This is a genomic window from Sphingorhabdus sp., from assembly GCF_046154385.1.
Taxonomy (GTDB): domain Bacteria; phylum Pseudomonadota; class Alphaproteobacteria; order Sphingomonadales; family Sphingomonadaceae; genus Sphingorhabdus_B.
In genome coordinates this window covers 76,352-89,059 of the sequence record NZ_JBJXFW010000045.1, presented here as the reverse complement: position 1 = coordinate 89,059, position 12,708 = coordinate 76,352, and the positions used below count along the sequence as shown (strand labels likewise).

The 12,708-nt window shown below is 53.1% G+C and carries 7 protein-coding genes; 6 read left to right on the top strand and 1 reads right to left on the bottom strand.

Annotated elements, in window-relative coordinates:
* Positions 1-24: 24 nt before the first annotated feature.
* From ACKVOS_RS08955 to wecC, 6 genes are all read left to right on the top strand, one after another.
* Positions 25-2,907 carry a TonB-dependent receptor gene (locus ACKVOS_RS08955; protein ID WP_409211668.1) on the top strand — a complete coding sequence of 961 codons (2,883 nt, stop codon included), beginning with the start codon at positions 25-27 and terminating at the stop codon, positions 2,905-2,907.
* Between the two features lie 175 nt (positions 2,908-3,082).
* Complete coding sequence (locus ACKVOS_RS08950) at positions 3,083-4,780, top strand: alpha-amylase family glycosyl hydrolase (protein WP_409211667.1); 1,698 nt, start codon at positions 3,083-3,085, stop codon at positions 4,778-4,780.
* A complete protein-coding gene (locus tag ACKVOS_RS08945) occupies positions 4,777-6,402 on the top strand; it encodes an alpha-amylase family glycosyl hydrolase (RefSeq protein WP_409211666.1) in 1,626 nt (541 codons plus the stop codon). The genes ACKVOS_RS08950 and ACKVOS_RS08945 overlap by 4 nt, the downstream gene beginning before the upstream one ends.
* 33 nt (positions 6,403-6,435) lie before the next feature.
* Positions 6,436-8,478 (top strand): glycoside hydrolase family 97 protein, encoded by a 2,043-nt coding sequence (locus ACKVOS_RS08940; protein WP_409211665.1) that lies wholly within the window; start codon positions 6,436-6,438, stop codon positions 8,476-8,478.
* Between the two features lie 154 nt (positions 8,479-8,632).
* Entirely contained in the window at positions 8,633-9,763 is a 1,131-nt protein-coding gene (gene wecB, locus ACKVOS_RS08935) for a non-hydrolyzing UDP-N-acetylglucosamine 2-epimerase (protein WP_409211664.1), read from the top strand.
* Positions 9,741-11,036: a UDP-N-acetyl-D-mannosamine dehydrogenase gene (wecC, locus tag ACKVOS_RS08930; RefSeq protein ID WP_409211663.1), complete on the top strand. Its 1,296-nt coding sequence runs from the start codon at positions 9,741-9,743 to the stop codon at positions 11,034-11,036. The genes wecB and wecC overlap by 23 nt, the downstream gene beginning before the upstream one ends.
* Positions 11,037-11,038: 2 nt before the next feature.
* On the opposite strand, the gene ACKVOS_RS08925 is transcribed toward wecC, so the two are convergent.
* A complete protein-coding gene (locus tag ACKVOS_RS08925; protein ID WP_409211662.1) occupies positions 11,039-12,598 on the bottom strand; it encodes a fatty acid--CoA ligase in 1,560 nt (519 codons plus the stop codon).
* Between the last annotated feature and the right edge of the window lie 110 nt (positions 12,599-12,708).

Sequence of the window (12,708 nt, the reverse complement as noted above, 5' to 3'; positions counted from 1 at the left end):
CGAGGCCTTTTAGGGGAGTTTATCATGGCCAAGTTCCAGTTTAATTCTGCGCGCCAACTTGCGCATAGTGCAAGCCGTTTTGCTCTTGGCACCGCAATGGTCGCCACCCTCGTCTCACCCGCCGTCGCCCAGGATGCGGCACCGGCAGAAGGTGAGGAAGACGCGATTGTTGTTACGGGCGTCAGAGCCAGCATCGAAAGCGCAATTTCGGCCAAACGTAGAGCCGATACGATCATTGAGTCGGTTTCGACTGAAGACCTCGCCGCTTTGCCTGACACATCAATCGCTGATGCAATTTCGCGACTGCCCGGAATTGCATCGCAACGGACAGATGGCCAATCGAGCGCAATCAACATTCGCGGTTTGAGCCAGAATCTTACATTCTCGACATTGAATGGACGTGAGCAAGTTTCGCCCAATGGCAATCGTTCGGTGGAATTTGACCAATATCCATCCGAGCTGCTTGCTGGTGCAGACATCTACAAAACCCCGAAAGCTTCACTCATCGAAGGCGGTATCGGTGGCACCATCGAACTCAAGACCGTGCGTCCTCTCGACAAAAGCGGCCCGCAGTTTTTTGTAAACATTCGTGGTCAATATAATGACCGTGCCAATGAAATTCTGGACGCGAGTGAGTTCGGCTATCGTTTGAGTGCTTCATATATCGACCAATTTGCGGACGGCACAATCGGTATTGCATTGGGCTATTCTCGTTTGGATCAAGCGGATGTTTCGACGCGTTTTGTGGGCTTTGACTATCAAGGCCCTAATCGGGATTTCAACGCGGACGGCGTGGCCGACGTGGTCAGCTTTGGTTTTGAAACCGAACAGCAAGGCGGCACAAATGTGCGAGATGGCGCATTCGGCTCTCTTCAATGGAAGCCAAGTGACAATTTCGAATGGACAACCGATATATTCTATTCGCGCTTCAAGACTGAGTCTTTCGGTCGTGGATTACGCGTCATTGGAACACAATCCGTCAATGATGGTGCCTCAACTCCTAGCGGACGCGCGACAGAACTGACCAATCCTACTGTAATCGGCAACGCCCTGATTGGTGGCACATTCAGGCGCCAAGTGGGTGCGCCAACGGTTGCCGGGGGTGGATTTGGCCTCACCATTCAGGGGATAAATGACAATCAAAATGACGACAACAAACTGTTCACGTTGGGCAGCAATGCTAAATTCACAAAAGATCGCCTGACATTTGCCGCTGATTTTACCTATTCAAAGGCAACAAGCGATTTTGCGAATGAAGTGAGTGCGGTACTTCCGCTGTCGAGCCTGAATGGAGGTGGGCCAGCCATTACTTTTGTGTCGCCAACGACACCGGTACTGGATACAAATCAATCCGTAACTTACCTCTTGCGTGGCGTGGGTCTGCCTACGGTTGATTTTGATCAAGACCAGACCGACCGCAGCAAACTCTTTTTATCACGTTTCGGGGTATTTCCCTTCCGCAATACAGACCGTCTATTGGCCTTTGCGGGCAATGGAAAGTATGAATTTGATGGCGGATTTTTGAGTTCGTTTGAATTTGGAACGCGCGTATCGCTGCGCGATGCGTCACAATTCAGAGTTTCCGCTGATTTCGGAAACGACGCTGGTTTTTTCCAGTTTGCAAATACACGGCTTGATCCAATCGCATTGACGCCCGAAAATTCCACCATTCAGTGCTTTAAGGGCGCATTTGCAGCTGCAGGCTTTCCATGCTTCCTTGCGGTCAAAGACCCAAAAGCTTTGGTTGAAAACCAGGTCGGCGCAATTGTAGCCGACCAGGATGAGCAATTTACGCGCAATGACACATTCACCATCAGTGAAGATGTATTTGCAGGCTACGGACAGTTTAATATCGATACCAGTCTGGGTAACTTGCCAGTTACCGGTAATCTCGGTCTTCGGGTCGTCCATACGGATCAAAGTTCCACGAATGTCGAGGTCGGTCGTGTAACTGGTGTGCCTACTATAGGCATTAGCTTCACCGAATTTTTGCCTTCAATGAACTTGAATTTCAGCTTGAGCGATAACGACAGCCTTCGTTTTGCAGCCTCTCGGGCAATGTCGCGCCCTCCCATTTCGCAGTTGGGTAGCGGTGTCGGCGTCTCGTTTAATGTGGGCGAAAATCGCCTCACGGGCGGCGGCGGCGGAAACCCCGGTTTGCTTCCGTTCATAGCCAATCAGTTGGATGTTTCTTACGAACATTATTTCAACCGCAACGGCATCATAAATGTCGCCGCATTCTATAAAGATTTGGAAACATTTATTGTCAATTCGACCGACGACAATTTTGACTTTGGGGCGGCAGGTCTGCTGCCCTTGTTAAACACAGTCGATTCAATTTTATTCGAAGCCGCAAAAGGAGGCCCAAATCCTCCGACGAATATTGGCCGCTTCGGTGGACCGGTAAACGGTAAAGGGGGCAGCGTTTTCGGCTTTGAAGCGGCGTTTACTTATACGTTTGACTTCTTGCCGGGCGCACTGCGAGGACTGGGTGCTTCTGCAAACTATTCCTACACAGAAAGTAAAATTAGCTTCGAAGCCGGGAACAGTGGTACCAATCTGACGCTTCCATTGCCGGGCTTGTCAAAGCATGTCGCTAATGGCTCGATTTTCTGGGACTATGATGGTTTCTCGACACGTATGAGCGCTCGATATCGGTCGAAGTTCATTTCGGCGCAGACCGGCATCAACCAGCAATTGCCTTTTACAAACAGCGAATTTGTGGTCGACTACCAAGCATCTTACAAATTCCCAGAAACGAGCGCGCTTAACGGCTTATCCATCCTACTTCAGGCGAACAATTTGACCGACGAACCTGTTCGGACATTTTTTGGAAGCCCTGCACAAACAGGGACGCTACAATTTTTTGGCCGGGAGTTTTTCTTGGGAGCATCTTACAAATTCTAAAGATAAAAAAAGGGGAGGGCTTCGCAGCCCCCCTTTATTTCATGTAATATCTAGATCTGAAGCGCGTTGCTGCTTTGTGTCTGTTGTAATAGGCCGTGTTGGCTTTTGCCCATAACATCTTGACGTAATGAACTATGATGAGCGTCCTCACATTTGGTACGAAAGGACAAGTCCCATGCGCAAGCTTTTACTAATGCTTTCGGTGGTTTCGTTGGGAACCTCCCCCCTTGCCGCCCAGACCCTTCGCGACCGCTTGCCCGAGGACGAGGTCATTTATTTTGTCCTGCCCGACCGCTTTGAAAATGGTGACCGGACAAACGACAAAGGCGGGCTTTCTGGCGACAAAATGGTCACCGGTTTCGACCCGTCACACAAGGGATTTTATCATGGCGGGGATTTGGCGGGGCTGGTGCAGCGGCTGGACTATATCCAGGGCATGGGCGCCACTGCAATCTGGTTTGCGCCAATTTTCAAGAATAAGCCGGTGCAAGGCGGGCCGGGTCAGGAATCGGCGGGATATCATGGCTATTGGGTGACAGATTTTACGTCTGTCGACCCACATTTCGGCAGCGATGCCGAATTCAAGGCATTTGTGGACGCCGCCCATGCACGCGGGATGAAGGTTTATATGGACATTATCACCAACCATAGCGCCGACGTCATCCAATATGCCGAATGCCCTGAAAGCGCCTGCGAGTATCGTAGCAGAGCCGATTATCCGGACAAAGCCTATACCCCCATCGTCCCCAAAAGCGAAGCAGACATAAAGGTGCCTGCGTGGATGAACGATGTTCAATATTACCACAATCGGGGCAACACGACTTTCCGGGGTGAAAATTCGATCATGGGGGATTTCGTTGGTCTGGATGATTTCGCGACCGAAGACCCGCACGTTGTCGAAGGTTTCATCGATGTCTATAAAGGCTGGATCGACCGTTTCGGCATTGATGGTTATCGCATCGACACGGCGCGCCATGTGAACCCGGAATTCTGGGCGGCTTTTGCCCCGGCCATCATGGCCCATGCAAATAACCGCGGGATTCCCAATTTCCATATCTTTGGCGAAGTCGCATCGGACGGTATGGATGTGCAAGCGCAAGCCTTGCACACGCGGGTTGCCAAATTGCCCACGGTGCTCGACTTCGTCTTTCGCCGGGCGGCCATTGAAACCGTTTCCGGTCGCGCCGGAACCGAATTGCTGGCAACGCTGTTTGAAGGCGACGACTTGTATGAAGGCGGAAAGCAGACCGCCAAACAATTACCCACTTTTCTTGGCAATCATGACTTCGGACGCTTTGCGCGCGAAATGCGTGTTGCTCATCCCGAGGCCACCGATGCCGAGATATTGCAGCGCGTCTTGCTGGGTCATGCGATGATGATGACATTGCGCGGCGTTCCCACCATATATTCGGGCGACGAACAGGGCTTTGCAGGTGACGGAAACGATCAGGATTCCCGCGAAGATATGTTCCCTTCCAAGGTCGCCGTGTATAATGACAATGATCTTGTCGGCACCGATGCGACCACGGCGGACAGCAATTTCGATACCCTCCACCCGATTTATACAGCAATCGCTGATCTGGCAAAATTGCGCCACGAACAGGTGGCGTTGCGCCGGGGTGACCAGATTGTCCGCAACTATAGCGAAAAACCCGGCCTCTTTGCGGCGTCACGGATTGACTCGGCGTCGGGTGAACATGTCCTGATCGTGTTCAACACGTCAAAAGAGGCACTGAATGCAAATGTCGAGGTTGAAAAATCAGTGAAGAAATTGGAAGTGTTGCGCGGAAACTGCCCCGGCGCCCCGCGCTTGGCAGGTTCAATCGCCGTTTCGCTTCCTGCATTCGGCTATATGGTGTGCAAATTAAAATGAGCGATCCCCTCTCGACTGCGACCCCCCAAATCCATCGCCCGTGGTGGCGCGGAGCAACGATTTATCAGGTTTACCCGCGCAGCTTTGCGGATTCCAACGGCGATGGCGTTGGTGATTTACCGGGCATCACGGGCAAGTTGGACTATATCGCATCATTACACGTCGATGCGGTTTGGCTATCGCCTTTTTTCACATCACCAATGAAAGACTTCGGATATGATGTGGCCGATTATTGCGGTGTCGATCCGATTTTCGGCAACCTGTCGGATTTCGATGCTCTCGTCGCAAGGGCGCATGATCTCGGCCTGAAAATCCTGATCGATCAGGTCTATTCGCATACCTCTGATCTGCATGCGTGGTTTGCCGAAAGCCGGTCCAACACCGAAAATGCCAAAGCTGACTGGTATGTCTGGGCCGACGCAAAAATCGACGGCTCGCCGCCCAATAATTGGCAATCGGTATTTGGCGGCCCCGCTTGGACCTGGGATGCGCGGCGCGGCCAATATTATATGCACAATTTCCTCAGCAGCCAGCCGCAAATGAATGTGCACAATCCGGAAGTGCAAGAGGCATTGCTGGCTGTGGCCAAATTCTGGATGGATCGCGGCGTCGATGGCTTTCGCGTCGACGCCATAAATTTTGCGATGCATGATCCGGAAATGAAGGACAATCCCCCTGCCCCTGCGGGTAATGGTGTCCGCACCCGACCTTTTGACTTCCAGTTAAAGATCAACAATCAATCGCACCCCGATATTCCGGGCTTCATCGGTCGTATCCGGTCGCTTTTGGACCAATATCCTGACCGGTTTACCGTTGCGGAGGTCGGCGGACCCGACCCTGACGGGGAAATGAAAGCCTTCACCGCCGGTGAAAACCATTTCAACAGTGCTTATGGTTTCAACTTCCTCTATGCCGAAAAACTGACACCGGCGCTGGTACGCGAAGCGTTGGAGGCGTGGCCGGATGAAGAGGGCATAGGTTGGCCAAGCTGGGCCTTTTCCAACCACGACGCGCCGCGCTGGATCAGCCGTTGGGCACCGCCAGAGGCCCAGAAACCTTATGCTGCGATGGTCATGATGTTATTTGCGTCGCTGCGGGGGAATGTCATACTTTGGCAAGGCGAGGAGCTCGGCCTCACACAGGTCGATATTCCCTTTGAAAAGCTTCAGGATCCAGAAGCGATTGCCAACTGGCCCCTGACGCTGAGCCGCGACGGCACGCGCACCCCGATGCCGTGGGTCGCCGATGCACCGCAATGCGGCTTTAGCAGCGCCGAACCCTGGCTGCCCTTTGGGGCCGACCACAAAGCGTTGGCCGTAGATCTTTCCGAATCCGATCCTCAATCGATGCTGAATTTTACGCGCGAACTTATTGCATTCAGAAACGCCAATGATGCGATGCGCGTTGGGAATCTTCGCATCATGGAAGCGCAATCAAATCTATTGGTGCTTGAACGGAAAAGCGAAACCCAGCATCTGATTTGCGCATTCAACATGGGTGGCGACGCCTTAGACTGGCAACCGGCGCAACCCGACCGATGGCGCACGGTCAATTCTGTGAACGGCGGCGACGCGTGGAGCCTGCCGGCCTATGGCGCACTGATCGCCGAACGTATAGCTTGATATTGCAATCGTTTGCACAAAGGAGAGAAAAGGATGCGTAAGACGACCAAGGAGGTGATAGCTACGGCCGGGTTGCTTATACTCGCACCCTCGGCGCAAGCGCAGTCGCTGGCCAGCGCTACCTCCCCAGATGGGGCGATCAATGTGGAAGTCAGCATCGACGGCGACGGCCGCGCAGCCTATGCCGTCAACCGCAAAGGCAAAACAATTCTTGCGCCATCCAAGCTTGGATTCCTGCTGACCGATGCCGTAAAAATCGACCGCCGCCTGACCGTAACCGGACAGGAAGTGCGCGATTTCGACGAGACTTGGACTCAGCCTTGGGGCGAATGGAAAACGATCCGCAACCGCTACCGAGAGTTAAAAGTCCATTTCAAGGAAACGACCGCCCTCGCCCGCGTGTTCAGCGTGACGTTCCGCCTCTATGAAGATGGCGTCGGCTTTCGCTATGAATTCCCCGAACAACCCAATCTCGCCCACGCCAATATCGCCGACGAACTAACCGAATTTGCCTTTGCCAGCGATGGCATGGCGTGGTGGAAACCTGCGTTTCTTTGGAATCGCGAGGAGTATCTGTACAACAAGACTCCGTTGTCAGCGGTCAGCAATGCCGACACCCCGATCACGATCAAGATGGCCGATGGCACCCATGTCGCGCTGCACGAGGCGGCTCTGGTGGATTACTCGGGCATGGCGGTTTCCAGAACCGACGGCACAACCTTGCGTGCCGCCCTTCACCCCGGCGCAGGCGAACCCAAGGTGCAGAAAAAGGGCGCTTGGACAACACCTTGGCGCACGCTAATCATCGCCGACGATGCAGCGGGAATTTACCACAGCCATGTGATGCTCAACCTCAACGAACCCAATAAGCTGGGCGATGTCAGCTGGATCAAACCGGGGAAATTTGCCGGTGTCTGGTGGAATATGATTAAGGGCGAGTGGAGCTGGGCGCGCGGACCCAAGCATGGTGCCACCAATGAAAATGTCAAACGCTACATCGATTTTGCGAGCGCCAACAATATCCCCCATGTGCTGGTCGAAGGCTGGAATGTAGGTTGGGATGGCGACTGGTTCGGCAATGGCTATGATATGGACTTTGCCAAGCCCACCGAAGATTTCGATGTCGATATGCTGGTCGCTTACGGCAAGAAAAAGGGCGTGCGCCTGATCGGGCATCATGAAACCGGCGGCGCTGCCACCCATTATGAAAAACAGTTCGACGCAGCGTTCAAATTTGCCGCCGATCACAATTATATGGTCGTTAAAACCGGCTATGTCACCGACGCCGGCCAGATGGAGCGCGAAGACGCCGACGGCAAAAAATATCGCGAATGGCATCAGGGTCAGTGGATGGTCAACCACCAGCTGCGCGTGGTTGAAACGGCCGCCAAATACAAAATTGCTATCGACAGCCATGAACCGGTCAAAGGCACCGGTTTGCACCGCACTTACCCCAATTGGGTCGCGCGTGAAGGCATGCGCGGGATGGAATATAACAGTTGGTCCGGTAAAAATCCGCCCGAGCATGAAGCAAATATCGTGTTCACGCGCATGCTGGAAGGCCCGATGGATTTCACACCAGGGATACTCAGCTTGAAGGGTGAAAAAGACAGCGACATCCTTTCAACGATCGCCAAGCAGCTCGCGCTCTACGTCGTCATCTATTCCCCGGTTCAGATGGTTGCAGACACACCGGAAAATTACGCCAAATATCCGCAGCCATTGAAGTTCATCCGCGATGTCCCCACCGATTGGCAAGATACGCGCGTTCTGAATGCGGAAATCGGCGATTTTGTAACCATCGCCCGCAAGGAACGTAACGGTGAAAACTGGTATATCGGCGCAGTCGGGGACGAAGAAGCACGCACGGTATCGTTCAAACTCGACTTCCTGACCCCCGGCACATCATATGTTGCCGAAATTTACCGGGATGGCGACGATGCGGATTATCGTACCGACAAGCGCCATTCCATTGTCATCGAAAACAAGACAGTCAAAAGCACGGACAACCTGACGATGCGGATCGCCCCGGGCGGAGGCTTTGCAATCCGATTGGTTGCCGCGAAGGGTAAATGATAAACCGGCGCGACAGTCATGTTCGCTGCGATGCTGCAAGTAGATCTTTTACTTTTTGAACCGCTAAAATTTGCGGACATGTTTTCGTGACTTTTTAACGTCTTGTGCCTTAGACTTCGATCCAATCAATTGGTCGAAGTCGCAGGACAAAATAATGTACAAGAATATGGTGATTTTCGGCACACGTCCCGAAGCCATTAAATTATTTCCGGTAATCAATGCACTGAAACAACAAGATAAGATGAGTTGTGAGGTGTTGGTGACCGCACAACATCGCGAAATGCTGGATCAGGTTCTCCATATTACCAGAATCACCCCTGATCATGACCTGAACATCATGCAGCCCGGACAATCGCTCGATGCCTTGACGGGACGCCTGCTGGAGGGGATCGGGCGCATTCTTGATAGTGCGAAACCTGATCGTGTGCTGGTGCAAGGCGACACTGCAACGGCCATGGTGGGCGCATTGGCAGCATATTATCGACAGATACCGGTAAGCCATGTCGAGGCAGGGCTTCGTAGTTATGACATTTATCGCCCATGGCCCGAAGAAGTGAACCGCAAAATCATCGGGTCCATCGCCGACCAGCATTTCGCCCCGACCCAAGTTTCGGCATCGGCATTAAAGGCCGAAGCCGTGCCTGACGACAATGTGTTTGTGACGGGTAACACGGTCATCGACGCGCTTTACTGGATAACCGACCGCATTTCGCATCGCCCGGAACTGGCCGCCAGTCTCACCAGCTTGGAAGCACGCTTCAAGGGCAAGAAAATCATCGGGATAACAACGCATCGCCGGGAAAATTTCGGTGAAGGGATGGAAAATATCGCATTGGCTATCAAGGCGATTGCGGCCCGCGATGACGTCGCCTGTATTTTTCCCGTACATCTGAACCCCAATGTGCGAACTGTGATGGAAAGGATGTTGGGCACCGAACCCAATGTCGCCATGATCGAACCGTTGGATTACCCCAGTTTTGCGCGCCTGCTATCGATTAGTCACATCATGTTGACCGATAGCGGCGGTGTGCAGGAAGAAGCCCCCGCCCTTGGCAAGCCGGTGTTGGTTATGCGAGACACGACCGAGCGCCCCGAAGGCGTCACTGCGGGCACGGCCAAATTGATTGGCACCGATAAAAATCGGATAATTTCCGAAATTTTCACTCTTTTAGACGATGATAACGCGTATTCAGCAATGGCCCGCGCGCACAATCCCTTTGGGGATGGCAAGGCTAGCCAGCGCATCGCGGAGATCATTTGGAATGTTAGTCGACAAAAAACCTGACGTTTGCGTCCTTGGCCTTGGCTATATCGGGTTGCCCACCGCAGCGGTGATCGCCCGTTCAGGTTGCCGCGTGGTCGGCGTCGATGTGAACCGGAATGTCGTCGAAACCATCAATCGCGGCGAAATCCATATCGAGGAAGTCGATCTTGATGGCTTGGTGCAAGGCGTTGTTGCACGCAAAATGCTCCGCGCCTCGCTCTGCGTTGAACCTTCCGATGTTTTTGTAATCGCCGTCCCGACGCCCTTTGATGACAATCATGCGCCCGATATCAGCTATGTTCTGGATGCCGCGACCTCTATCGCGGCCGTCCTGAAAACTGGCGATACTGTCATATTGGAATCCACCTCGCCGGTTGGCACCACGGAAAAAGTCCGTGACATGATATCAAAATTGCGGCCGGATTTAATGGTCCCCGGTGTCGCGAAAGGCACAGCTGACATATCGATCGCTTACTGCCCGGAGCGCGTTTTGCCGGGACGTATCCTTGAAGAATTAACCAATAACGACCGTTCCATCGGGGGCATAACCCCGCGCTGTGCGCGCAAGGCCCTGACTTTCTACAAACGCTTTGTCCGGGGTGAATGCATCACCACCGATGCACGCTCGGCCGAAATGACGAAATTGGTCGAAAATGCGTTTCGCGATGTCAACATCGCTTTTGCCAATGAACTGTCGATCATCGCCGATCATATGGAACTTGATGTGTGGGAGGTTATCCGCCTCGCCAACCGTCATCCGCGGGTCAACATATTGCATCCCGGTCCCGGTGTCGGCGGGCATTGTATCGCGGTGGATCCCTGGTTCATCGTGCACAGCGCACCGGACCAGAGCCCGCTGATCCGCACCGCGCGCACTGTCAACGATGGCAAGGTCGACCATGTTATTGCGCGCGCTACAGAAATGATTGCCGGAAATCCATCGCTCAAGGTGGGCTGCATGGGGCTCGCTTTCAAAGCGAATATTGACGATTTTCGCGAGAGCCCTGCGTTGAAAGTGGCGGAACAACTGGCCCGAAGCTTCGGGAACAATATTCACATAATCGAGCCTTATGCATCCAGCCTCCCAAAGGAATTCGACGGAACCGGAGCGCAGCTGATCGATATCGATACAGCCTTGTTGGAATGTGACATTCTGATAACTTTGGTCGACCATGATGCCTTCAAGGCCATACCGCTTGCGGAACGGGCCGACAAAATCGTCTATGATGTCAGGGGAATCTGGCACGACCAACCGGACCACGCCCCGCAACGGCATTTGCGACTGGTTGGCTGAATTCAATTCACCTGCCGGTCACGCCCCTCCCAATAAGGTGCGCGCAAATCTTTTCTCAGGATCTTGCCAGATGCGTTTCGCGGCAGGGCTGCGATGGTGTCGATTGACCGCGGAACTTTGAATCCGGCGATCCGCTCACGGGCCCATGCAATAACCGTATCAGGATCAATCGTCGCGCCCGGCTTGGGAACACAGACCGCTTTTACCGCCTCGCCCCATTTATCGTCGGGCACACCAATAACGGCCACTTCCAAAACGTCGGGATGCCCAAAAATCGCGCTTTCGACTTCGGCCGGATACACATTTTCACCGCCGGAAATGATCATGTCTTTGACGCGGTCATGGATGAACACATATCCGTCTTCATCAAGATAGCCCGCATCGCCCGTTTTGATCCAACCGCCATCCACCATTGTTTTTTCGGTCGCTTCGGTTAGGTTCCAGTAACCGATCATATTGTTGGACGAACGGGTCCAGATTTCACCGACATCACCCATGGCCACGTCTTCGCCTTCGTCGCCCACAATGCGGATCTCGACCCCCGGCAGCGGTTTTCCGGCAGAACGCATCCGCCGATTGCCTTTGGGATCATGGTCCTCCGGCGGCAACATGATAATCGAACCAGTCGTTTCGGTCATGCCATAGACCTGGATAAATTCGGCGCCGAACATGTTTATGCTCTGCCGCAATAATTCCAGCGGCATTGGCGCTGCGCCATATAATATATATTTCAGGCGGCTAAAATCGACGTCCTTGCACCGCGGACTTTGCAACATGATATGCAATGCAGCAGGTACAACAAACAGACGCGTCACTCCATTTTTTTCAATCGCGTCAAACACGCCATCGGGTGTAAATTCGGCCAATATCAATGCGGGCAGCCCTGACGCCATCGCCATAATGCCCAAGCCGGTACCCCCGATATGGGCACAGGGCATCGCCACCAAAACGACTTCATCTTCGTCCCAACGCGTATAGGCCAGATCAAGGTCGGAACTATGCTTGCGTAATGCAAACAGATTGCGGTTGGAAAGCACGGCTCCCTTTGGATTTCCGGTCGTTCCCGATGTATATAATTGCAGGACGGCGTCATCAGGGCCAGAGGGCTGAAATTCTGTTCTTTCGGCAGCCGCAATAGATTGCCGTGCCTCGGCCTCTCCGATGATTTTCTCGATGAAAGGCAATTGGCCATTTAACTCGGCCCGGATATTTTCAAATTCTGCGCCGACAAATAGCAATTTCGCTTGTGTATCATTGACGATATAGGCCCATTCCGCTGGTGCCAATCGCCAACCGATCGGTACAGTTACAATTCCTGCTCGGGCAGCGCCGTAAAAAAGGCTGAAGTAAAGATCGCTATTTTTTCCGATCCAGACAATTCTGTCCCCCTTTTTTAATCCGGACGAGATTAAAAATGCCGCAATCCGGGCAGTGGTTTGTTCCAGATCGGCATAGCTCTGCAAACGGTCATCTTGAAGCAATGCAGGGCCATCCGGTTTTTCCTTCACCCAATGCGCAAGAAATTCATCAAATGTCAGAATATCCGAGTTCAGCGCACCCATATTGATATCTCTCCAAAGTAAAGGGCCTGTTATTGGCAGAGGCCTCAATGCGTTTTGTCGAGACATATTGGCTACAAGTCAATCGCGGCGCTATCGGCAGTCCCAAAATG

Coding starts and splice junctions, on each gene's coding strand:
- ACKVOS_RS08925 (WP_409211662.1), bottom strand. CDS start 12,598: ATGGGTGCGCTGAACTCGGATATTCTGACATTTGATGAATTTCTTGCG.
- wecB (WP_409211664.1), top strand. CDS start 8,633: ATGTACAAGAATATGGTGATTTTCGGCACACGTCCCGAAGCCATTAAA.
- ACKVOS_RS08940 (WP_409211665.1), top strand. CDS start 6,436: ATGCGTAAGACGACCAAGGAGGTGATAGCTACGGCCGGGTTGCTTATA.
- ACKVOS_RS08955 (WP_409211668.1), top strand. CDS start 25: ATGGCCAAGTTCCAGTTTAATTCTGCGCGCCAACTTGCGCATAGTGCA.
- ACKVOS_RS08950 (WP_409211667.1), top strand. CDS start 3,083: ATGCGCAAGCTTTTACTAATGCTTTCGGTGGTTTCGTTGGGAACCTCC.
- ACKVOS_RS08945 (WP_409211666.1), top strand. CDS start 4,777: ATGAGCGATCCCCTCTCGACTGCGACCCCCCAAATCCATCGCCCGTGG.
- wecC (WP_409211663.1), top strand. CDS start 9,741: ATGTTAGTCGACAAAAAACCTGACGTTTGCGTCCTTGGCCTTGGCTAT.